Below are 21,875 nucleotides of genomic sequence, written 5' to 3'. Positions count from 1 at the left end.
TTCATCGATTTATGCCAAATCGCCGCGCGGATTCGGTACTTGGCCGGGCGGTGCGTAGTCATTATCCGAGGAACAAGTGTGCGCGGGCACCGGCAAGCCCGTGAGGGGCCCGTGAGGGGTTGGGGAGGCAGTGAGTGTGGCGAACGACTGGCCGCTGGTCGGCCGCGAACAGGAGCTGGCGTTCGCGCGCCGGGCACTGGGTGATCCCGAGGTGTGCGGGCTGCTGCTGACCGGGCGGGCGGGCGCCGGCAAGACCCGGCTGGCCAAGGTGCTGCTGGCCGAGCTGGCCGGCGACGGGGCGCGCACGCACTGGGTGCGCGCGATGTCGTCGGCCTCGACGATCCCGTTCGGCGCCTTCGCCCACCTCCTGCCCGGCAGCGCCGACGGCACGGGGGACCGCGCGCACCGGCTCAACCAGGTCGCCGGGCACCTCACCCGCGGCGCGGAGGGGCGCCGGCTGGTGCTGTGCGTCGACGACGCGCACCTGCTCGACGACCTGTCCGCGACCCTGGTGCACCAGCTGGCCGCGACCGCGTCGGCGTTCGTGATCGTGATCGCGCCGCACGGTGTGAGCGTGCCCGACCCGGTGTTCGCGATGTGGAAGGACCGCGTCGCCGAGCGCCTCGACGTCGGCGAGCTCACCCGCCCGAAGACCACCGAGCTGATCACCGCGGCGCTCGGCGGCCGGCTCGACGACGGCGCGGAGCACCGGCTCTGGCACCTGACGCTGGGCAACCCGCTGTTCCTGCGCGAGCTGGTGCAGGGCGGGCTCGACAGCGGCTCGCTGTCGGCCGAGGACGGCGTGTGGCGGTGGAGCGGGGCCCTGCTGGCGACCCCGCGGCTGGTGGAGCTGATCGAAACCCGCATCGACCGGGTCGACGCCGACGAGCGGCGGCTGCTGGAGCTGCTCGCCTTCGGGGAGACGCTGGGCGCCGAACCGCTGGTGCGGATCGGCGCCGCGCGCGTCCTCGCCTGGGCCGAGCAGGCCGGGCTGGTCGTTTCGGAACGGACCGGGCGGCGGCTGAACGTCCGCCTCGCGCACCCGCTCTACGCCGACGTGATCCGGCGCCGGACGTCGCCGCTGCGCCAGCGCGACACCTACCGGATCCTCGCGCAGACCCTCGACCTCACCGGCGCGCGCCGCGCCGAGGACAAGCCGCGGCTGGTGCGCTGGCGGCTGGCCGCCGGGCTGCCGACCGACCCGCAGCTGATCCGGGCCGCGGCGGAGACGTTGCTGCGCAAGGACTTCCCGCAGGCCGAGCAGCTGGCGGCCGAAGCCGTCCGGATGGGCGGCGGCTTCGGCGCGAAGTTCCTGCTCGCCCAGGTGCGGGTCGCGGGCGGGCGGCACGCCGACGCCGACTCGCTGCTCGCGGAGCTCGCGGGCGAAACGGTCTCGGACGCGCAGCACGCCCGCGTCGCCGCCACTCGGGCCCGGAACCTGGCGTTCGGCCTGAACCGGTCCGAGGAGGCAGCCGCGGTGCTGGACACCGCGGAGACGGCCGTCTCCGGTGCGGTGGCGTCGGACGAGCTGGCGACCGCCCGGGCGGCCCTGCGCGCGGCGGCGGGGGCGTCACGCGAGGCCTTGGACCTGCTCGGGCCGGTGCTGGACCGCAACCGCCGCGGCGACGCCCTGCGGCTCGCGGCGCTGGTGGCCGCGGCCGGGGCGCTGGCTTCGACCGGCCGGACGGAGGCGTGCCTCGGCGTCGTCGACGAGGGCCTGGCGATCGCGGAGCGGATCTCGGACGCGTCGGCGCCCGGGGCGAGGGTCCGGCTGGAGCACGCGCGGATCGTCGCGCTGTGCCGGGCCGGCCGGCTCGAGGAGGCCGAGGACCGGGCCGGGGACGACTACCGGGACGCCGTCCGGGACCGGTGGGGTCCGGCGGTCGCGGGTGCGGCGGCGTCCCTCGGGACGGTCGCGCTCGCCTACGGCAACGTCCGCGGCGCGATCCGCTGGCTGCGGGAGGCCCTCGCGGCGGACGCGCACGACCAGCCGCACGAGTTCCGCCCCGCCGTCGCCGCGGCGCTGGTGCGGGCGACGGCGATGAGCGGACGGGTGGCGGAGCCCCTCGGCGACTGGGACGGCGCGTGGGTGGCAGCCGCGCGGGGCGAGCTGACCCGGGCGCTGGAGCTGGGTGCTTCCGCCGCATCGGTCGCGTCGGAAGACGGCAGGCTCGCGGTCGCCGCCGAGATCCGCCACGACCTGGTCCGGCTCGGGGGCGAGCCGGGTGAGATCCCGTCGGTGGGCGGGATGGCGGAGCTCTACTCGGCCCACGCTTCGGCCGTCTCGGACGCTTCGGCGCTGGACACGGTGGCCGCGTCGTTCGCCGACGCGGGCGCGCGGTTGCTGGCGGCGGAGGCCTCGGCCCAGGCGGCGCGGGTGTATCGCCTGGAGGGCAAGAACGGCAGCGCGGCGATGTCGGCCCAGCGGGCCCGGGCGTGGCTGGCGTCCTGTGAGGACGCTGCGACGCCGGCTCTTTCCTCACTGGACACACCATTGGATCTGACGGTCCGCGAGCTGGAGATCGCCCGCTTGGTGGCAACGGGGTTGACGAGCCGCGCGGTAGCGGACCGGCTCGTGGTTTCGGTGCGCACGGTCGACAACGTGCTGCACGGGGTTTACGCGAAGCTGGGTATTTCCGGGCGGCGCGAGCTGGCTTCGGTGGTAGGCCCGCTCGTCTCGGGGAGTAGTCCCGGCGACGGCCCATAGGTAGTCCGCGGCGGCGGTCGTGCGGAAGCCGAGTAGGCCGCTACTCATGACCGGGGCGCCTTCCGGCCCAAGACTGGATGACAACGGAGGGGCGTGGGCTTCACCGATCCGAATGTCAGGAGTGCACAGGATGACGACTTCATCGGGCGACGTTTTCCAGAACGAGCAGGGTTCGGGTGGATCCGGGGGTAATCAGTTCAACGAGCAGGCTTCCACCGGGGGTTCGGGGAATATTTTCCAGAACGAGCAGGGTTCCGGTGGTTCCGATGGGAACCAGTTCAACGAGCAGGCTTCGACCGATGGCCGCGGTGGGGACATCTTCCAGAACGAGCAGGGTTCGGGTGGTTCCGGTGGGAACCAGTTCAACGAGCAGGCTTCGACCGGCGGGCGTGGCGGGGACATCTTCCAGAACCAGCAGGGCTCGGGTGGCCACGGCGGGAACCAGTTCAACGAGCAGGCGTCCACGGGTGGTCGCGGGGACATCTTCCAGAACGAGCAGGGCTCGGGCGGTCACGGGGGCGACCAGTTCAACGAGCAGGCCTCGACGGGTGGCCGCGGTGGCGACATCTTCCAGAACGAGCAGGGTTCCGGTGGCCACGGGGGCGACCAGTTCAACGAGCAGGCTTCGACCGGTGGCCGCGGGGACATCTTCCAGAACGAGCAGGGTTCGGGCGGTTCGGGTGGGAACCAGTTCAACGAGCAGGCTTCGACCGGTGGCCGTGGCGGGGACATCTTCCAGAACGAGCAGGGTTCCGGTGGCCACGGTGGCAACCAGTTCAACGAGCAGGCCTCGACGGGCGGCCGTGGCGGCGACATCTTCCAGAACGAGCAAGGCTCCGGCCGCGGCGGCAACCAGTTCAACGAGCAGGCGTCCGCCGGCCACCACGGTGACGTGTTCCAGAACGAGCAGGGCTCGGGCGGTCACGGTGGCGACCAGTTCAACGAGCAGGCCTCCACGGGCGGCGTGGGAGACATCTTCCAGAACGAGCAGGGCTCGGGTGGCCACGGTGGCAACCAGTTCAACGAGCAGGCGTCCACGGGTGGCCGCGGTGGCGACATCTTCCAGAACCAGCAGGGTTCCGGTGGCCACGGGGGCAACCAGTTCAACGAGCAGGCCTCGACCGGCGGTCGCGGCGGGGACATCTTCCAGAACGAGCAGGGTTCCGGCGGTCACGGCGGGAACCAGTTCAACGAGCAGGCCTCCACTGGCGGCAACGGCAACATCTTCCAGAACCAGCAGGGTTCGGGCGGTCACGGGGGCAACCAGTTCAACGAGCAGGCCTCGACGGGCGGCCACGGGAGCATCTTCCAGAACGAGCAGGGTTCCGGCGGTCACGGGGGCAACCAGTTCAACGAGCAGGCTTCGACCGGCGGCCACGGCAACATCTTCCAGAACGAGCAAGGCTCGGGCGGTCACGGTGGCAACCAGTTCAACGAGCAGGCCTCCACGGGCGGCCACGGCAACATCTTCCAGAACGAACAGGGCGCGAGCGGCCACCACGGCGGAAACCAGTTCAACGAGCAGGCGTCCACCGAGCACCACGGCCACGAGCGCGAGCACGAGCACCACCACGGTGGCGAGCAGCACCACGACCACCACGCCGACCACGGCCACCACGACGCCGACCACTACTGAGCCGGCGCCACGCAAGTAGGCAAGTAAGTGAGTGAGCAAGCACGAGGAGCGGTCATGCAGGAGCCGAGCGGCGGGGGGCACATCGCCCTCGACACCCTCGACCTCGCGGTCAAGGGGGCGAAGGCCTACGGGCGGGACGATCTCGTCCAGCGCCTCACCGACGCCCGGCGCCTGCTGTCCGAGCCCGACGTCACCGTCTACGTCGTCGGGGAGTTCAAGCAGGGCAAGAGCTCGCTCATCAACGCCCTGCTGACCGCGAAGATCTGCCCGGTCGACGACGACATCGCGACCGCGGTGCCGACGGTCGTCCGGTTCGCGCCGGAGTCCGGGGCTCTGGCGACCTACGAGCCGGCCGACCCGTCGTCGCCGCCGTGGACCGAGCGGATCTCCCTCGAGGACCTGCCCACCCACGTCAGCGAAGCCGGGAACCCGGGCAACGTCCGCAAGCTCAAGTCCGTCACCGCGTCGATCAGCCGCCAGCTGCTCTCCGGCGGGCTGGTGCTGGTCGACACCCCCGGCGTCGGCGGCCTCGGCTCGCTGCACAACGCCGTCACGGTCAGCTCGCTGCCGCGGGCGCACGCCGTCCTCTTCCTCTCCGACGCCTCGCAGGAGCTGACCGCCGCCGAGCTGCGGTTCCTGCGGACGGTGAAAGAACTGTGCCCGAGCGTCTTCTTCGTCCTCACCAAGATCGACCTCTACCCGCAGTGGCGGCGCATCCTCGAGCTCAACGCCGGCCACCTCGCAGCGTGCGGGATCGCCATCGACACCGTCGCCGTCTCCTCGGAGCTGCGCACCGTCGCGGCGCGCTCGGCCGACCAGGAGCTGAACGTCGAATCCGGGTTCCCGCAGCTGGTCAAGTTCCTGCAGGGCGTGGTCGGTGACGCCGAACGCTCGGCGCTCAACGCCGTCGGCCTGCACGTCGGGTCCGCGGTCGGCCAGCTCAACGCGGCCCTGCGCGCCCGCCGCACGTCGCTCGCCCACCCCGAGCAGTCCGCCGCGCTCGTCACGGAGCTGACCCGGGTCAACGACCGCGTCGACGCGCTGCGCAGCCAGTCCTCGAAGTGGCAGCAGCTGCTCTTCGACGGTTTCGCCGACATTTCGTCCGATGTGGACTACGACCTGCGCGCCCGCTCCCGCGGCGTCCTGCACGAGGCCGAGGAGGCCATCGAGGACGGCGATCCGGCCAAGAACTGGGCCGAGTTCGAGAAGTGGCTGCGCCAGCGGCTCGCGAACGAGACGCTCGAGAACTACGCGACGTTCATCAAGCAGGCCCGCGGGATCGCGTCCCGCGTCGCCGAGCACTTCGAGCTCGCCGAGTCCCAGGCCGTGCTGCCGCGCGAGGTGCAGGCGCCGGTCCAGGTCGTCGAGGAGATCGACATCGACTCGTCGTTCACCGGCGTCAAGACCCGCGGCACCACCGGGATGGCCGCGTTCCAGAAGGCCTACAGCGGCTTCCTGATGTTCTCCATGCTCACGAAGATGGCCGCGCTGGCCATCCCCACGCCGTTCGGGGTCGCGGCCGGCCTGCTCATGGGCCGCTCCGGCTTCATGGACGAACGCAAGCGGCAGCTGGAAAAGCGCCGCGGCCTGGCCAAGACGGCCGTGCGCCGGTTCGTCGACGAGTTCAACCTCCAGGTCGGCAAGGACTCCCGCGACGCGATGCGGATCGTCCAGCGAGAACTCCGTGACGCCTACAGCGCGCGCGTCGAGGAACTGCAGCGGTCCCTCACCGAAGCGCTGGCGAGCGCGAAGAAGGCGGTCGTCGAGGACGACGCCGAGTCGGGCGAGCTGAAACGCCTGGAGGCCGACATCGAAGCCCTCGAGGTGCTCGGCCGCCGTGCCGACGAGCTCACCCTGCGCAGCGCCTCCAAAGCCGCGCCCAAGCCCGTCCCGGCGGTGACGCGATGACCCCGCTCTACGTCCAGGTCCGCGGGTTCGTCGCCCGTGCGTGCGCCGGGTACGCCGGCACGCCCGCCGAGCCGCAGCTGCGGCAGATCGCCGGCCGCCTGGCCGAGCCGCTGCGCGTCGCCATCGCCGGGCGCGTCAAGGCCGGCAAGTCCACGCTGCTCAACGCGCTCGTCGGCCAGGAGCTGGCGGCGACGGACGCGGGGGAGTGCACCCGCGTCGTCACCTGGTACCGCAACGGCCCGACCTACCGGATCATGCTGCACCCGGTCCGCGGGATGCCCCGCCAGCTGCCGTTCGGGCGGCTGTCCGGCACCCTCGGCCTCGAGCTCGGCATGGCGCCCGGCGACGTCGACCGGCTCGTCGTCGACTGGCCGTCGCCGGCACTGCGGGCGATGACCCTGATCGACACGCCCGGGCTGGGCTCGGTGCGCTCGGAGGTGTCCGGCCGCACCGAAGTGGCGCTGGTCCCCGAGGGCGACGGCGTCGGCACCGCGGACGCCGTGGTGTACCTGATGCGCCACGTCCACGGCGACGACGTCCGGTTCCTCGACGCCTTCCACGACGACCCGGCGCAGCGGCGCCCGGTGAACACCATCGGCGTGCTGTCGCGGGCCGACGAGGTCGGGCACGCCAGGACCGACGCGCTCGACTCGGCGGCGAAGATCGCCGACCGCTACGCCCGCGACTCCCGCGTCCGGGGGCTCTGCCAGACCGTGGTCCCGGTGGCCGGCCTGCTGGCCAGCTCCGCCGCGTCGCTGAAGGAGTCCGAGTACCGCGCGTTCCGGCTGCTGGCCGCCGCGCCGGAGGCGGAGGTGGCGCGGCTGCTGACGTCGGCCGACCGGTTCGCCCGCGCGGAGTCCGAAGTGGACGTCCCGGCCGCCGAGCGCGCCGAGCTGCTGGCCCGCTACGGCCTGTTCGGCGTCCGGCTGGCGGTCGGGCTGATCCGTGACGGCCTGGTGACCGGCGCGCGGGCGCTGTCGGGCGAGCTGCTGGCCCGCAGCGGCCTGCACCGCCTGCGGTCCCTGCTGACCACCCAGTTCGCCGCGCGGGCCGACGTCTTGAAGGCGCGTTCGGCGCTCCAGGCGGTGGAGCAGGTGCTGCGCGCCTACCCGGACCGCACCGGCGGGCTGCTGCACGAATGGGAGCGGATCGTCGCGGGAGCGCACGAGTTCGCCGAGATCCAGCTGATCGACTCGATCCGGCTCGGCGTCGTGCTCTTCACCTCCGACGAGGCCCGCGACGCGGAACGGCTGCTCGGCGCGGCCGGGGTGGACGTGCCGAGCCGGCTGAACCTGCCGGGGGACGCGGGCCGCGCCGCGGTCCGGCAGGCGCTCGGCGCGCAGCTGCTGAGGTGGCAGCGGCGCGCCGAGCACCCCGCGTCCCCGCGTGACGTCCGCGACGCGGCCCGGGTGCTGGTGCGCACCTGTGAAGGAATCCTGCTCAGCGAAGCCCGGGCGGAGGTCTTGTCGTGAACGAGCTGCCGAAGAAGATCAAGAAGGCGGCCGCGGCCGCCGCCGGCGCCGTCGCGTCGGAGGTGGCGGGCAACGCGCTCACGCCCGGGGCGTCCGGCTCGCCGGCCCCGCCGCCGCAGCCGGAACCGGCCGCCGCGCAGGCCCCGCACGACGTCCCCGCCCACGAGTACGTGCCGCAGGTCGAGACCAGCACCGTCACGCGGGGCGAGGACGGTCACGTCGAAGCCCAGACCGGCACGGTCTGGCACCCGGAGACCACCGACGGCCTGCCGCTGAAGGACCTGCCCACCGTCGAGGAGTTCGAGCAGATCGAGGTCCACGAGGACGAGTTCGGCAACTTCATCATCGACGCGACCGAGCGGTTCGTGGTGCACACCAACGGCCGGGACGAGGTGTACACCGACCACCAGCACCTCGTCGTGCCCGGAGACGGGACGCCGGGCGACACGGACATCGACATCGTCCAGGACGCCGACATCGTCATCCACGAGAACCCGGACGGCACGATCACCGTGGAGCACGAAGGTTCGCTGACCTACGAGCTCACCCCGGACGCGCCGGGGCACGGCGACATCGAGGTGTTCCAGGAGGAGACGGTCGTCCTCGACGAAGCCGAAACCGGGCCGCCGGGCATCGACGTCGGGGTCACCGTGGACCAGCAGGCCAGTGCCGACGATCCCTTCGGCGAGCCGGCCGGGCCGACCATCCACCAGACCGAGGTGATCGCCGACAAGGGCCGCGGCGCCACGGTGACCGCGCAGGTCACCGCACCGGCGCCGTCGCTGCCCGGGACGCCGTCGCCGCCGGTCGTGACGTTCAGCCGTCAGCCGTCCACAGTGGACACGCCGGTGCCGCAGCCGATCGCGGTCGAGACGACGCTGGCGGCGTCGAACTCGCTCGCCGAGCACCCGGTGGCGAAGCACAGTTTCGCCACCGAACCCGAGCCGAAGCACCACGACGCCGGCGAGGTCACGGGCACCCGGGCGCACCCGGCGGAGAAGGAGCACCCGTTCGAGCCGCCGCGGCACCACGAGCCGGACCGCGTGCCGGACGAGCCGCCACCGGAGCCCCACGACGAGCCGCCACCGGAACCACCCGGTCCGCCGCCGCACGAAGAACACCAAGAGCACCGAACGCACGTCGAGGAACCCGAGCGGGTTCCGGACGAGCACCCGACTTTCGATCACGCGCACACCGGCGGCGGAGGCTGACATGGGCTACGGACTGGGCATCGACCTCGGCACGACCTTCACGGCTGCCGCCGTCGACAGCGCCGGCCACGTCGAGATGGTGTCGCTCGGCGACCGCACGGCGGCCATCCCGTCGGTGGTGCTGCTGCGGGCCGACGGCGGCGTGCTGGTCGGCGACGCGGCGAGCCGGCGTGCGGCCGTCGAGCCGGACCGCGTGGCGCGGGAGTTCAAGCGGCGCCTGGGCGATCCGACGCCGGTGCTGCTCGGCGGGGCGCCGCACTCGGTGGCGTCGCTGATGGCGCACCTGCTCGGGTACGTGGTGCGGACGGTCGCCGGGCAGCAGGGCGGCCGGCCGGACCGGATCACGCTGACGCACCCGGCGAACTGGGGGCCGTACAAGCGGGAATTGTTCGAGCAGGTGCCGCGGCTGACGGGCATCGACCACGTCGGCCTGATCACCGAGCCCGAAGCCGCGGCGGCGCACTACGCGGCCCAGGAGAGGTTGGACGACGGCGCCGTCGTCGCGGTGTACGACCTCGGCGGCGGCACGTTCGACGCGACGGTGCTGCGCAAGCGCGGCGGCGGCTTCGAGATCCTCGGCACCCCGGAGGGCATCGAGGGCCTCGGCGGCGTCGACTTCGACGAAGCGGTGTTCGGGCACGTCGACCGGGCGCTGGACGGGAAGCTGTCGCAGATCGACCCGGACGACGCGGGCGCGGTGGCGGCGGTCGTGCGGCTGCGCCAGGAGTGCGTGCTGGCGAAGGAGGCGCTGTCGGCCGACACGGAGACGGCGGTCCCGGTGCTGCTGCCGTCGGTGCAGACGGAGGTGCGGCTGACCCGCGGCGAATTCGAGGAGATGATCCGCCCGTCGATCACCGCGACGATCGGTTCGCTGCACCGGGCGTTGCGGTCGGCGAACCTCCGCCCGGCGGATCTGGGTGCGGTGCTGCTGGTCGGCGGCTCGTCCCGGATCCCGCTGGTGTCCCAGCTGGTGTCGGCGGAGCTGGGCCGCCCGACGGCGGTCGACATCCACCCGAAGTACGGGGTCGCGCTGGGTGCGGCGGCGCTGGCGTCGGGCCGGTCGGGGCTGGTCCAGGCGACGCGTTCGCAGCCGTCGATCCGGCCGGTGCCGCCGCCTCCGGTCCCGCAGCCGCCGGTTCCGCGGGTGCCGGCGCCGCGCGAGGAGACGAAGGCGATGGCGACGCCGGGGTTCGGCGCGGGCGCACCGCCGCCGTCGCTGGGCCGGGCCAAGACCGAGGCGAGCCCGGGCCGGCGGGCGTCGCGCCGCGGGGTCGTGGTGGGGTTGTGCGCGGTGGCGGTGGTGGCGATCGGCGGGGTGGCGGTGGCGGTGGCGAGTTCGGGCGGAAGCCCCTCGGGCGGCACCCCACCGGCGACGAGTTCGGCGGCCGAGACGCCGACCCTGGTGACGTTGCCGTCCCCGGAGGCCCCGGAGACAACGCACGCGACACAGGCGGCGCCCCGCACGAACCCGGCGACGACCCGGCGCAAGACCCCGCCGCGGACGACGACGTCGTCGCGCACGACCACGCCGACGACGACCACTACGCCGACGACCACGACCACGAAGCCGACGACGTGAGGTGAGGAGTTCCGGCGGGGCAAGGGTTTCGCCGCGGCGGAGGTGGTGCCGGTCGCGGGGGAGGCGGCCTGGTTGCCGGGCGAGGGGGTCGGGTCGGCGGTGGATGCGGTTCGGGGGCCGGCCCGGCTCTCGCCGAGGCCGGGCACTGGCCGCTCTGGCCGAAGCAACGGGCCTCGGCACCCCGGCCGCCGCGCCCCTGCTGACGGCCGGGCTCCTGCCCGCCGGGGTCGCGATGCGCGGCCCGCGCCGCCGGTAACCTCGCCGGCATGGCGGCAGAGCACGTGATCGTGACGTCCACGACCGACTCCGAAACCGCGGCCCGGGACCTGGCCGCGAAGGCGATCGAAGCGCGGCTGGGGGCCTGCGCGCAGGTCGTCGGGCCCGTGACCAGCGTCTACCGCTGGGAAGGCGAGGTGCGCACCGACCAGGAATGGCGCGTCGAGATCAAGACGACCGCCGACCGGGTCGCCGCGCTGACCGAGCGCATCAAGCACCTGCACGGCTACGACCTGCCCGAGGTGATCGCGACGCCGATCGAAGGCGGCAGCGCCGACTACCTGGCCTGGGTGACCACCGAAGTCGAGAACGGTGGTTAGCTTCGAAGCATGGATCTCGGAACCCGCTTCGAAACCCTGACGACCGCCCACCTCGCCGATGCGTGCATCCGCGCCGGCCTGCCGGTGCGCTGCGCCCCGGCGCCGACGCGCGCCGTGGTGGCCGGCACCCGGCTGCTCGGACCGGCGGTCCCGGCCCGGCACGTCGGCAGCGTCGACGTCTTCCTCGAGGCCTTCGAGCACGCCACCCCCGGCGGGGTGCTGGTCGTCGACAACGGTGGCCGGCTCGACGAAAGCTGCGTGGGCGACCTCGTCGTCCTCGAAGCGCGCGCGGCCGGGCTCGCCGGGGTCGTGATCTGGGGCCTGCACCGCGACACCGCCGACATCCGCGCGATCGGGCTGCCGGTGTTCAGCCTCGGCTCGATCCCCACCGGCCCGCTCAGTCTCGGCCCGCGCATCGACGGCGGGCTCGCCGAAGCGATCGTCGGCACCTGGCGGGTCGGCCCAGCGGACCTCGTCGCCGGTGACGACGACGGCGTCGTCTTCCTCCCGCTGGACCGCGCGGACGAGCTGTTCACCCTCGCCGAAGGCATCCGCGACACCGAACGCCGCCAGGCCGAGCGGATCCGGAACGGCGAACCGCTGCGCGAGCAGGTCCGCTTCGCCGAGTTCCTCGCCGCGCGCGAAGCGGATCCGAGCCGGACGTTCCGCGCTCACCTGCGGGCCGTCGGCGGCGCGATCGAGGAGTAGCGGGCCTGCCTCGACCGCGTGCGCGGCGATCGTCGAGGCCGTCCCGCGGCCGGGTCAGCCGACCGGCCGGGGGCTGATCACCCCGTAGAAGTCCATCGGCAGCAACGTGAACAGCCGCCGCACGGCACGCGACGCCCCGGGATCCACCGTCAGTCGCGCCCCGGCGGCGTCGGCGAGGAGCTGGGCGCGCAGCAGCGAGTTCAGCCCGGCGACGGAGAAGAACGTGACGCCGTCGAGGTCGATGACGACCTCACCGACCGGGCCGCGGATGCGCGAACGCAGGACTTCGTCGAGTCTGCGCGCGGTGCTCAGGTCGACCTCGCCGGCGACCCGGACGAGCACGGTGCGCGGGGTGGGGCGCGAGACGCGCAGGGACAGGTGACCGCCGACGTCGATCCGGCCGGCGGTCACGACTTCGTGGTCGGCCGAGCGAGGTTCGGGAACCATCGCGGGCACACCCTTTCGTCGGACAGCGGTGGCGGGCCGGACGAAGGCGGAAGGGAGGTGACCGGTGGCGGCCTGCCGCCCGGGCGCGAACGTCCGGCAGCGGCTGACGGCTCAACCGTGAATCTCCAGCATAGTGCATCCGCACCAGGTCGACCACCGACGCGGTCGGCCGGGCGTGGCCCACTGGCGGCGCCGCGCCGGGACCGCCAGGCTGTCCGGCATGCCCACCACCGTCGTCAACCTCAAGGGCCACCGCGACGACCCGGACTACGCCGACGTCGTCTACGTCGGGCGGGCGATGCACCGGGGCGGCTGGCACCTCGCGGGCTCGAAGCTCGCCAGCCCGTTCCGGCCCGGGCCGGACGGGACCCGCGAGGACGTCGTCACGAAGTACCGCGAGCACCTGCTGTCGCGGCCGGATCTGCTCGCCCTCCTGCCTGAGCTGCGCGGGAAGCGGCTCGGCTGCTGGTGCGTCCCCGAACTGTGCCACGCCCAGGTGATCGCCGAGATCGCGGATCACGGGCCGTAACGAATCACACCCCCTCCGCGAGTAACCTGGCGACACGAGGGGGTGATCGACGGTGCCCGCGCGACGTCACGGCGGCTTCGATCAGGCTGAACTTCCGGCGGCTCACCGGATCAGGTGGTGGCTCGCGGCGGTGACGGCCGGGCTCGTCGCGGCCGGCTTCGCCGTCGTGCCGTACCTGCCGTTCTTCCAGAGCTGGACGTTCGTCCGCGACCCGAAGGTCGCGAGCGTCATCACCTGGACCGTGCTGCAGACGTCGGTCGTGGTCATCTCCGCGGTGCTGACGCTGTACTTCGTCGGCCGGGCCCGCCTCGAGGCCGCCGCGTTCCGCGCCAACCAGATCGACATCCGGCTCTTCGCCGACGAGCGCCCCGACGGCAGCCACGACCGCGAGATCGACTCCGCCGTCGAGCTGACCGCCGCGTTCAAGCGGATCCTCAACGAGTCCCGGCTCTACACCCCGACGCCGGTACCGGGGGCGGGGAGCTCCTACGACTTCATCCAGATCGTCGAGCACGCCGGCGACTCCGCGGAAGGCTGGTGGAAAGCCGCCACGAAGCTGGTCCGGCTCGCCCAGCCGCCGGCCGCGTTCACCGTGACCGGCACCGTCCGGCCCGGCAACACCACCGGCCGCTACCAGCTCATCCTGGAGCTGGTCCGCGTCCCGCGGTTCGCCGCCAGCCCGCTGGTGATCGAGGACGAGAACTGGCCGCGCGTGCTGCACCGCGCGGCGAACGCGGTCGCCGCGCTGGTCATCCCGCGCAGCGCCTACGTCCGCACGAACATCCACTGGGCCGCCTGGCGGGGCGCGAAGATCCCGTACGAGCTGTTCGACGCCTACCAGCGCGCCAACCACTTCATCACCTACCGCCGCTACGACGAAGCGCTCGCCGAGTACTACCGCGCGGTGAGCCTCGATCCGTCGAACGTCTACATCAGACTGGAGATCGCCGCCCTGCAGGAGCAGCTCGACCTGCACCTCGACGCGCTCGCCACGTACGACGACGTGATCACCGTCTGCAGCCGGGGCCACCCGAAGCTCGCGCGGTGGTGGATCGGCCCGGACTTCGCGCGCCAGCCGCGCCACGCGGGCCGCGGGCGCGCCGTGGCGCTGCTGATCGCCCGTTACCGGCACGCGCTCGTCCTCGGCCACGGCGACTCCGTGGCCGGCTCGTGGTGGGTGCGGCGCACGACGGCGGGCGCGCCCGGCGACGCGCGGGCGTTGCGCCGCGCCGAGCTGAGAGTGGCGCTGGAGCTGCGTTTCCGCCGGTACGTCGAGCTCGACGTGCGGGTGCGGGCGTACCCGATCCCGCCGGAAGAACGGCGCGAACTGCACCGCCGCGTGCTGAAGGTCCCGGTCGACGAGCTCGTCGTCCACGACGCGACGCCGGCGCAGCTGGCCGAGTACAACCAGCGGGCGGCCGAGATGCGCTCGTACTTCTGCGCGTTGTCGCAGTACGAGATCGAACGGCTCGTCGCGGACTACCGCCGGTTCAGCCGGCGCTGGCGCGGCACCTGGCAGCAGCTGACGAACCGCGCGCTCGACCTGTCCCTGGTCTGGACGGTCGTGCGGCGCGCGATGGCGGACGTCGAGCCGGTGACCGGCGCGGTCCCCGCGCCCACGGTCGCGTACCCGGGCAGCCGCGTGCGGCTCGCCGACGTCTGCCCCGACCGCCGCTGGCCGCCGGACCCGCGGGCGATCGACGAAACCGTCGAAGCCGCGGGTTCCCGGAAGTCGTGGGAGGAGTGCTACAACGCGGCGAGCGTGTACGCCGTCGCGATGCTCGAAGTCGGCCCGCGCGGCGAACGCGACCTCCGCGACCGCGCGCGCAACCCGCGTCTCGAGGGGGAAGCGCGCGACGAAGTGGCCCGCCGCGCGGTCCGCGAGCTCTACCACGCCGCGACGATCAGCCACAGCGGCCGGCTGTCCGAACGCCGGTCGTGGGTGATGGGGGAGGACCCCGACCTGGTCGCGCTGCGCGGGCACGAGCTGTTCCGGGTCTTCGAGATGGTCACGTTCTCCCCGGACCGCGCCGCTGCGGCCGCAGCGCGCGCACGTCTGGGAGCAGGTCAGCTACGTCCGGCAGCTCGTCGGGGAGATCGCCGCCTGCCGCGCGCACTTCTGGCGCGTCCGGGCCCTCGACCCCGGGCCGGCCCCGGACGGCCGGACGCTCGATCGCTGGCGCGCGGCCGACCGCGACGCCTGGCGCAAGCTGACCGAGCTCGCGACCGGCAAGCAGGACTGGTACACGCGGTACCAGGCGATCTGCGCCTTCCGTGCGTGGGCGGCCGACTCGGGCTACCCGGGGTCGATTTCGGGATTCCCGTTGTACTGCGAGGAACGGCTGCACGCCCAGCTGCGCGGCGCCGCCGGCCGGCGCGTGAAGACGGGCCTGGACGTGAACATCGTGGTCCGCGAGTACGTCCGCCAGTGCGACCAGCGCCTCGACCGGCTGGCCGTCGACATCGCCGAGCTGGAGCACTCGCTGGTGGCGGAGGACGATTTCGCGGCCCGCGCGGAACTGTGGACGGCGCTGTCCTCGTGGTTCGACGACGACATCGCGGACGGCTCCTCCGCCGACGAGCGGCGCGAGCGGTTCCGGAAGCTCGTCCGGGCTTAGGCTGGCTTCCGTGCGAACAAGGCTGCGCCACCTGCGTGACGGCGACCGCGACTACGCGTGGCGCGCGACGATCGGCTCGGTGCCCGGCGACGGTGTCGATGTCCACCGCTGCATCCGGGTCCGCGTCTGGGGCGCGGGCAAGAACGGCCGCGCGCTGGAGGCCGACCTGCTCTCGAAGGCGACGAGCGTGGGGTGGACTCCGGCGGCGACCGACGGCTCCTACCCGGCGTCCGGCGACATCCGGCGGCTCGTCGAGCACGCACTGGCGGCCGGCTGGGATCCCGATGCCCGCGGCGGGACGTTCCGGCTCACCGAAGAAACCGGACTGGAGCTCCCGGGCTTCCTGATCACCGATCGCGTGCGCGACCCGGGTGCGCCGGACCCGACCGCGCGGGTCGGCCGGGCTCAGGACTTCCGCGTGTAGCGGTGTTTCACCCCGGCCGGGAAGTACTCGGGATCGCCGGCCGGGCGCAGGACGACGTCCGGCAGCTGCCGCTCGGCGGGGACGTAGTGCGCGAACTCGCTGTTGAGCCGGTTCAGCTGGGCACGGACGGCTTCCGCGATGCGGGCGGCGTCCGCGGTCGCGCCCGGTGCCGTCTCGACGGTGATCCGCAGCCGGCGGTCGCGGTCGGCGTCCTCCACCGATTCGATGACGAACTTGCCCGTCACCGTGTCGCTGATGCCGGGCTGCTCCAGGCCGACGGTCACGTTCTCCGGGTAGACGTTCGCGCCGAAGAACGACACCGTGAACAGCGACCGGCCGAAGACGTACACGAACGGCAGCTCCGGCCCGGGCGGCGCGGTGAAACCGTGGCGGGCGCAGAAGTCCAGCAGCTCCGCGTGCGGCAGGAGCCCGCCGTCGTCGGCGATGTGGTAGCGGATCAGCGGGATCCCGCCGTCGCCGGTGAAGACGAGCGTGCCTTCGTGCTCCTCGAAGAAGCGGCTCGCGGGGTCGTACTGCACGAGCGTCGGGAGGCGCGCGTCGCCGAAGACCTCGCGGGCCAGGTCCGGGTGGCCGGCGAAGAACCGGCGGATGCCCGCCGACAGCGGGGTTTCGGTGCCGAGGACGCCCGCGTCGGCCGTGCCGTACAGCGACGCGATGTCTCGGGCCGGGTCGGCGATCCCGGCGCGCTGGGCCACGAGCTCGCGCCACTGCTCGCTGAAGACTTCGCCCGCCAGCACGAGCTTGATCGCGTACGCGGGCCAGTCGACGCCTTCGGCGAGGCCGGTGTCGACGACGTCCTTGACGAACGGCGGGTAGCCCAGCAGCACCACCTGCTTGAAGTGCGGCGCGAGCTCGGGGAGCACGCGCAGGATCTCGGCCTTGTTGTTGCCGGGCGCCACGACGGTGATCGGGCAGCCCTTGGCCGCGAGGTGGCGTACGCACGCCGTGGTGAACAGGCCGCCCACCCAGGTGCCGAGCGGGAAGCAGACGACGGCGAGGGTGCTGCGCCGATCGGCCTCGAAGGCGTCCACCAGTACGGTTTCGAACCGGCGCGCGACGTGCAGCTCGTCCTCGAGCGCGCGCGGCCAGATCGTCGGGTGGCCGCTGGACCCGGACGAGACGGCGATCATGTCGAGCTCGTCGAACGTGCCGCCGCGGCACAGCTCGGGCAGCGGGTACTTCCGGTGGTAGCCGGCCTTGTCGAGCAGTGGCAGCTTCCGGAAGTCCGCCATGGTCGTGACGGTTTCCGCGTCGATCCCGTGCTCCCGCAGGAACTTCCGGTAGGCGGGGACGGTTTCCGCGGTGCGGCGGAAGAGGTCGAGGACCTGGGTTCCGGACGGTGCCTCGGGTGGGCCGAAGAAGGTGTCGAACGCCTGCCGCACGCGGGTCTGCCGACCGAGGTCCATGATCGGAGCATAGTCGCGGGCGCGTGTCATGATGAGCGGCGTGAGCACCTCCGCGGAGCAGCAGCCCGCTAGCCCGCCGTTGACCCTTTACCTGGTCAAACGGCTCGAGCTGGTGATCAGGGCGCTGCTCGACGACGCGTTGCGGCCGCTCGGGCTCACGACGCTGCAGTACACGGCGCTGACGGTGCTGGAAGCCAGCGGGGCGCTGTCGTCGGCGCAGCTGGCGCGGCGTTCGTTCCTGCGTCCGCAGACGATGCACGAGATGGTGCTGGCGCTGGAGAAGCGCGGCCTGATCGCGCGCACGCCCAAGCCGGACAACCGCCGCGTGCTCCTGGCCGGCCTGACCGAGACCGGGCACCGGCTGCTGGCCGACTGCGCACCGGCGGTGGCGGAGGTGGAGGAAGCACTGCTCGCCGACCTGAGCCCGGGCCAGCGCGCGACGTTCCGCGAGGGCCTCCAGCACGGCGTCCTGGCGCTGGGTACGTTGTCGTCCCAGCGACGCTCTCAGGAAGCCTGATTTGAGGGCTGGCCTGCGACTGGGGTATCGCTCTGGGCCACCTGGCGGCGTGACTCAGGCTTGCTGACACCAAAGAACTAGGCCGGTCGAGTGGTAGCGACGGGCGGCGCGTAGCGAGCGTGTGGGGACGGGCGTTGGAGGGTACGTCCCAGATCTGCATCCCGCATTCTGGAGGTTCGCCGACCGTGGCCAGGGCTCGCGACAAGGGTGACGCGAAGACCGCCACCCGGCGCTGGCTGCTGGTTGCCGGAGCAGTGGCCGGGTTCTGGCTGGTGTCGTGGTTGCTGTCGGGCCACGCCCAGGCGGCGACGCGTGAGGTGGACCCGATCGGCGAGGTGGTGGCCGGAGTCGTCGGAGCGCAGTCGCCGGGTGGGGCGGCTCAGGCGCCGAAGGATGGGGCTCGCTCTGCGGCCGGGGTGGCTCGGGGTGGGGTTGAGCCGGATTCGGCCGCGGGTGGACCTGCGTTGGGTTCTGTTGGGCCGATAGTCGAGCCGGTGTCGCAGGTAGTGCGGGCGGCTGTGCCGGTGGTTGAGCCCGTGTCGCAGATAGTGCGTGCTGCGGCGCCGGTGGCCGAGCCCGCGTCGCAGGTTGTTCGTGCCGCTGGGCCGGTTGTTGTTGAGCCTGTGGTGCGGGCGGCTGCCCCGGTGATCGAGCCAACGTCGCAGGTTGTGCGTGCTGCGGCGCCGGTGGCCGAGCCCGCGTCGCAGGTGGTCCGGGCGGCTGTGCCGGTGGTCGAACCTGTGTCGCAGGTAGTTCGGGTTGCGGCGCCCGTGGTCGAACCGGTCTCGCGAGTTGTGCGGGCGGCTGCGCCTGCGGTTGAACCGGTCTCGCAGGTTGTGCGGGCTGCCGTTCCGGTCGTTGAGCCCGTGGTGCGTTCGGTCGAACCTGTTCTCGAGCCGGTCTCGCAGGTCGTGCGCGCTGCCGCGCCGGTGGTCGGCCCCGTCGTGCGTTCGGTCGAACCTGTCCTCGAGCCGATCTCGCAAGTAGTCCGCGCCGCCGCGCCGCTGGTCGAGCCGGTCTCACAGATCGTGAAGGCGGCCGCTCCGGTCATTCGACCCGTCGTGCAGACCGTCGTGCGCTCGGTCGGTCCCGTGCTCGATCCGGTCCTGGCCACCGTCGCACCCGTGGCCGACTCCCTCGGTGCCGCCGTCGAGCCCGTCACCGACCTCCTCTCCCCGGTCACCAAGCCCATCGGCGACACCTTGACCCCCGTGGTCGAGCCGATCGTCGAGCCGGGGAACGAAAGCGCCGAGCCCGCCACTCCGGATCCCGCCGCCGAACCGCCGATCCTGCCTGCCCGCCAGGCGAAAGCCGCGCCGTCGCACCAGGAAACCGTCCTCGCAGCAGCACTTCAAGCCGCCGCCCAGCCGACCGCGCCGGACCGGATCTACGACCGGCCGAGTCCCATGACCGGCCCCGTCGCCGCGAAGCCGCGCCAGGCGCACCCCGTCCGTCACGCTGCTGCGTCTCAGCCCGTCCGCGCCCCGGGGAACGCCCCGACGCCGCGGTCGCCCGCTCCGGACGATGCCGCCTGCGGGCCCGCCCCCACCATCCCGCCGGCCTTCCTCACCCCCGACCACGGTCCGCGCGCCACCCACGCGTTCACGCCGTCGGACGGGGACTTCGTCCCGCTTTGGCGGGCCTGCGAACCGGGCACCAGCCCCGGCTGATCCCGCCCCGACTCTCCGCTCGTCGCGTTCCGCGGCGCGATCCGCGCTGCCCGCGACCGCCAGAAGCACCATCCACGCGTGAATGAGGGGCGTAATGGAAGCGAACGTGTTCGATCTCGGAAAGCTGCGAAGAGACGCGGTGGTCACCATCCGGCTGGAGGCGATGGCCAACGTCAGACTCCTGACGGAGGTCAACCTGCGGGCCTACCAGCGCCGGCAGTATTACCGGATGCACGGCGGGGTGGCCACCGCACCGATGTTCAAGATCCACATCCCGGCCAACGCGCACTGGTTCCTGGTACTCGACGTCGAGGGGCTGGACAACCTGCCCCTGCGCCCGCGGGTGAGCGTCGAACCGGAGCCGGCCGTCATGGCTCGTGGACGCACCGACCCCCGGTGAACGTCATCGCGACCTTCGTGGCCCCGATCTCGCGGTCGGGGCCCGCGAAGGGGTCGCGATCGAGCACCACGAGGTCGGCGCGGTGGCCGGGCCGGATCGCGCCCGTGTCGTCGAGGTGATTGACGTAGGCCGAGCCCGCCGTGTAAGCGGCGATCGCCGCGGCCAGGTCGATCCGCTGCCCGGGTAGGAACGCGGGCAGGTCCTCGCCGTACGGGATCCGGTTCACCGCCGCGTGGATGCCCTGCAGCGGGTCGGGGCTGCTCACCGGCCAGTCGCTCCCGGCGGCCAGGGTGGCCCCGGACCGCAGCAGGGCGCCGAACGGGTACTGCCACGAAGTCCGTTCGTCACCGAGGAAGGGGATGGTCAGCTCGTCCATATCGGGTTCGTGCACGGCCCACAGCGGCTGGATCGTCGCGGTCGCGTCGAGCCGCCCGAACCGCGGGACGTCGTCGGGGTGCACCACCTGCACGTGCGCGAGGTGGTGCCGGTTTCCGGTCACGCCGTTGGCGGCGCGGGCGGCTTCGACGGCGTCGAGCGCGTCCCGCACCGCGCGGTCGCCGACGGCGTGGAAGTGCACTTGGAAGCCGTGGGCGTCCAAGAGCGTGACGTGCTCGCGCAACGCCACCGGGTCGACGAAGCCCAGTCCACTGTGGCCGGTGCGCCGGTAGGGGCCGAGCAGTGCTGCCGTGTGGTTCTCGGCGATGCCGTCGAGCATGATCTTGACGGTGCCGGCGCGGAAACCGCTGTCGCGCAACGAGTCCCGGCGCGCGAGCAGGTCGGGGAGCTGGTCGGCGCCGCGGGTGCGGTCCCACCAGAGCGCGCCCGTGACCCGGGCCGTCAGCAGCCCGCGTCCGGACGCGGTGGCGTACGCGCGCGACGGGTCGGGCATGCCGCCGTAGTCGCCGAGCAGCGGGTCCTGCCAGGCGGTGACGCCGAGCGAGTGCAGCAGCCGTTGCGCCCGCAGCAGCCCGGCGAGCTCGTCGGTCTCGGTGACCGGCGGCAGCAGCCGCGTGACGAGGTTCATCGCGCCTTCCTGCAGGACGCCGGTGACGCCGTCGGCGTCGCGCTCGATGCGGCCGTCGGGCGGGTCGGGCGAGTCCTCGGTGATCCCGGCGCGGGCGAGCGCGGCGCTGTTCAGCCAGGCGCCGTGGTGGTCGCGGTTGACCAGAACGACCGGTCTTTCCGGGACGACGGCGTCGAGCAGCCGGCGGTGGGGGAGACCGCCCGCGAAGGTGTCGAGGGACCAGCCGCTGCCGGTGAGCCACTCGAGCCGCGGGTTCGCCCTGGCGTACGCGGCGACGGTGTCGAGGCAGCTCACGACGGTGCCGGCGCCGGTGAGGTCGCAGCGGCCGAGTTCGACGCCGCCGCCGACGGCGTGCACGTGCGCGTCCTGGAAGCCGGGCACCAGCAGCCGGCCGCGAAGGTCGACGACGTCGGTGCGCGGGCCGATCAGCGGTCCCGGATCATCGCCGACGGCGACGATCCGATCGCCGCGGACGGCCGCGAACCCGGCCCGGCCGCCGGGGGTGAGCACGGGGCCGCGGGTGAAGACGAGGTCGGCGTGCATGTCCTCGATCTTCCCGTATGGACGGGCGGGTGTCGGCCGAGTCACGGACGTTTCGGCCTACGCCGACTCGACGGCCCGAATGCTCCGACCGCCGGCGGTGATCTCCTGCGCCGGCTGGGTGATGATGGTCGCCGCCGGAGGTACCAATCCGCGCTCGTGCGGAAGGATCTCGGTCGACGAGCCGCGCAGGTCCTGGCCTGCAGTGCGCGTGGCCGCCCTCGGATCTCCTGCGCCGGGCTACCTGGCCCGCCCTGGCGGCAGTACCCCCCGGCAAAGGTCTTGAATGAGTCATTCAGGACCTCCCACGACCTGAATGACTCATTCAAGACACTGCGGGCGGAGACTCGCCTGGGCTGGGCTGGGCTGGGCTGGGCTGGGCTGGGCTGGGCTGGGCTGGGCTGGGCTGGGCTGGGCTGGGCTGGGCTGGGCTGGGCTGGGCTGGGCTGGGCTGGGCTGGGC

The 21,875-nt window shown here is 72.8% G+C and carries 17 protein-coding genes; 14 read left to right on the top strand and 3 right to left on the bottom strand.

Annotated elements, in window-relative coordinates:
- Positions 1–136 precede the first annotated feature (136 nt).
- The 9 genes from QQ657_RS52880 (at position 137) to QQ657_RS52840 (ending at position 11,817) form a co-directional block, all read left to right on the top strand.
- Positions 137–2,707: a helix-turn-helix transcriptional regulator gene (locus QQ657_RS52880; RefSeq protein WP_284750069.1), complete on the top strand. Its 2,571-nt coding sequence runs from the start codon at positions 137–139 to the stop codon at positions 2,705–2,707.
- Positions 2,708–2,837: 130 nt separating this feature from the next.
- Positions 2,838–4,343 carry a putative sodium/potassium/calcium exchanger gene (locus QQ657_RS52875; RefSeq protein WP_284750068.1) on the top strand — a complete coding sequence of 502 codons (1,506 nt, stop codon included), beginning with the start codon at positions 2,838–2,840 and terminating at the stop codon, positions 4,341–4,343.
- Positions 4,344–4,397: 54 nt separating this feature from the next.
- The gene (locus QQ657_RS52870; RefSeq protein WP_284750067.1) at positions 4,398–6,251 is read left to right on the top strand and encodes a dynamin family protein; all 1,854 of its coding nucleotides are present in this window, start codon (positions 4,398–4,400) and stop codon (positions 6,249–6,251) included.
- A complete protein-coding gene (locus QQ657_RS52865) occupies positions 6,248–7,723 on the top strand; it encodes a dynamin family protein (RefSeq protein ID WP_284750066.1) in 1,476 nt (491 codons plus the stop codon). Before QQ657_RS52870 ends, QQ657_RS52865 begins: the two co-directional genes overlap by 4 nt.
- Positions 7,720–8,934 carry a hypothetical protein gene (locus tag QQ657_RS52860; RefSeq protein ID WP_284750065.1) on the top strand — a complete coding sequence of 405 codons (1,215 nt, stop codon included), beginning with the start codon at positions 7,720–7,722 and terminating at the stop codon, positions 8,932–8,934. The genes QQ657_RS52865 and QQ657_RS52860 overlap by 4 nt, the downstream gene beginning before the upstream one ends.
- Before the next feature lies 1 nt (position 8,935).
- Complete coding sequence (locus QQ657_RS52855; protein ID WP_284750064.1) at positions 8,936–10,513, top strand: Hsp70 family protein; 1,578 nt, start codon at positions 8,936–8,938, stop codon at positions 10,511–10,513.
- 103 nt (positions 10,514–10,616) lie between these two features.
- Positions 10,617–10,769 carry a hypothetical protein gene (locus tag QQ657_RS52850; RefSeq protein ID WP_284750063.1) on the top strand — a complete coding sequence of 51 codons (153 nt, stop codon included), beginning with the start codon at positions 10,617–10,619 and terminating at the stop codon, positions 10,767–10,769.
- A 10-nt stretch (positions 10,770–10,779) separates the two neighbouring features.
- A complete protein-coding gene (gene cutA, locus QQ657_RS52845) occupies positions 10,780–11,109 on the top strand; it encodes a divalent-cation tolerance protein CutA (RefSeq protein ID WP_284750062.1) in 330 nt (109 codons plus the stop codon).
- A gap of 9 nt (positions 11,110–11,118) precedes the next feature.
- Positions 11,119–11,817 (top strand): RraA family protein, encoded by a 699-nt coding sequence (locus QQ657_RS52840; protein ID WP_284750061.1) that lies wholly within the window; start codon positions 11,119–11,121, stop codon positions 11,815–11,817.
- 54 nt (positions 11,818–11,871) lie between these two features.
- Here QQ657_RS52840 and QQ657_RS52835 read toward each other — a convergent pair whose 3' ends face one another.
- Positions 11,872–12,264: an STAS domain-containing protein gene (locus QQ657_RS52835; RefSeq protein ID WP_284750060.1), complete on the bottom strand. Its 393-nt coding sequence runs from the start codon at positions 12,262–12,264 to the stop codon at positions 11,872–11,874.
- Between the two features lie 220 nt (positions 12,265–12,484).
- Between QQ657_RS52835 and QQ657_RS52830 the strand changes: the two genes are divergently transcribed.
- Both QQ657_RS52830 and QQ657_RS52825 read left to right on the top strand, forming a co-directional pair.
- The gene (locus QQ657_RS52830) at positions 12,485–12,793 is read left to right on the top strand and encodes a DUF4326 domain-containing protein (protein WP_284750059.1); all 309 of its coding nucleotides are present in this window, start codon (positions 12,485–12,487) and stop codon (positions 12,791–12,793) included.
- A gap of 52 nt (positions 12,794–12,845) precedes the next feature.
- Positions 12,846–15,758 (top strand): tetratricopeptide repeat protein, encoded by a 2,913-nt coding sequence (locus QQ657_RS52825; RefSeq protein WP_284750058.1) that lies wholly within the window; start codon positions 12,846–12,848, stop codon positions 15,756–15,758.
- A 58-nt stretch (positions 15,759–15,816) separates the two neighbouring features.
- On the opposite strand, the gene QQ657_RS52820 is transcribed toward QQ657_RS52825, so the two are convergent.
- Complete coding sequence (locus QQ657_RS52820; protein WP_284750057.1) at positions 15,817–17,262, bottom strand: phenylacetate--CoA ligase family protein; 1,446 nt, start codon at positions 17,260–17,262, stop codon at positions 15,817–15,819.
- 28 nt (positions 17,263–17,290) lie between these two features.
- On the opposite strand from QQ657_RS52820, the gene QQ657_RS52815 reads away from it, so the two are divergent.
- The 3 genes from QQ657_RS52815 (at position 17,291) to QQ657_RS52805 (ending at position 19,849) form a co-directional block, all read left to right on the top strand.
- On the top strand, positions 17,291–17,779 hold the full coding sequence (locus QQ657_RS52815) for a MarR family winged helix-turn-helix transcriptional regulator (RefSeq protein WP_284750056.1): 489 nt from the start codon (positions 17,291–17,293) through the stop codon (positions 17,777–17,779).
- A gap of 185 nt (positions 17,780–17,964) precedes the next feature.
- Complete coding sequence (locus QQ657_RS52810; RefSeq protein ID WP_284750055.1) at positions 17,965–19,449, top strand: hypothetical protein; 1,485 nt, start codon at positions 17,965–17,967, stop codon at positions 19,447–19,449.
- A 106-nt stretch (positions 19,450–19,555) separates the two neighbouring features.
- On the top strand, positions 19,556–19,849 hold the full coding sequence (locus QQ657_RS52805) for a DUF1883 domain-containing protein (protein WP_284750054.1): 294 nt from the start codon (positions 19,556–19,558) through the stop codon (positions 19,847–19,849).
- On the opposite strand, the gene QQ657_RS52800 is transcribed toward QQ657_RS52805, so the two are convergent.
- Positions 19,818–21,416: an amidohydrolase gene (locus QQ657_RS52800; protein WP_284750053.1), complete on the bottom strand. Its 1,599-nt coding sequence runs from the start codon at positions 21,414–21,416 to the stop codon at positions 19,818–19,820. The two genes, QQ657_RS52805 and QQ657_RS52800, sit on opposite strands and share 32 nt — an antisense overlap.
- Between the last annotated feature and the right edge of the window lie 459 nt (positions 21,417–21,875).

It is taken from the genome of Amycolatopsis ponsaeliensis, assembly GCF_030182635.1.
GTDB classification, from domain to species: Bacteria; Actinomycetota; Actinomycetes; order Mycobacteriales; family Pseudonocardiaceae; genus Amycolatopsis; species Amycolatopsis ponsaeliensis.
Note: the sequence above shows the minus strand (reverse complement) of the source record. Positions and strands in the feature narration are given on the sequence as shown.

What these genes read in the sequence shown, in the direction of transcription:
- QQ657_RS52875 (WP_284750068.1), top strand. Translation starts at nt 2,838, where the DNA reads ATGACGACTTCATCGGGCGACGTTTTCCAGAACGAGCAGGGTTCGGGT.
- QQ657_RS52870 (WP_284750067.1), top strand. Translation starts at nt 4,398, where the DNA reads ATGCAGGAGCCGAGCGGCGGGGGGCACATCGCCCTCGACACCCTCGAC.
- QQ657_RS52865 (WP_284750066.1), top strand. Translation starts at nt 6,248, where the DNA reads ATGACCCCGCTCTACGTCCAGGTCCGCGGGTTCGTCGCCCGTGCGTGC.
- QQ657_RS52855 (WP_284750064.1), top strand. Translation starts at nt 8,936, where the DNA reads ATGGGCTACGGACTGGGCATCGACCTCGGCACGACCTTCACGGCTGCC.
- QQ657_RS52850 (WP_284750063.1), top strand. Translation starts at nt 10,617, where the DNA reads ATGCGGTTCGGGGGCCGGCCCGGCTCTCGCCGAGGCCGGGCACTGGCC.
- cutA (WP_284750062.1), top strand. Translation starts at nt 10,780, where the DNA reads ATGGCGGCAGAGCACGTGATCGTGACGTCCACGACCGACTCCGAAACC.
- QQ657_RS52840 (WP_284750061.1), top strand. Translation starts at nt 11,119, where the DNA reads ATGGATCTCGGAACCCGCTTCGAAACCCTGACGACCGCCCACCTCGCC.
- QQ657_RS52835 (WP_284750060.1), bottom strand. Translation starts at nt 12,264, where the DNA reads ATGGTTCCCGAACCTCGCTCGGCCGACCACGAAGTCGTGACCGCCGGC.
- QQ657_RS52830 (WP_284750059.1), top strand. Translation starts at nt 12,485, where the DNA reads ATGCCCACCACCGTCGTCAACCTCAAGGGCCACCGCGACGACCCGGAC.
- QQ657_RS52820 (WP_284750057.1), bottom strand. Translation starts at nt 17,262, where the DNA reads ATGGACCTCGGTCGGCAGACCCGCGTGCGGCAGGCGTTCGACACCTTC.
- QQ657_RS52815 (WP_284750056.1), top strand. Translation starts at nt 17,291, where the DNA reads ATGATGAGCGGCGTGAGCACCTCCGCGGAGCAGCAGCCCGCTAGCCCG.
- QQ657_RS52800 (WP_284750053.1), bottom strand. Translation starts at nt 21,416, where the DNA reads ATGCACGCCGACCTCGTCTTCACCCGCGGCCCCGTGCTCACCCCCGGC.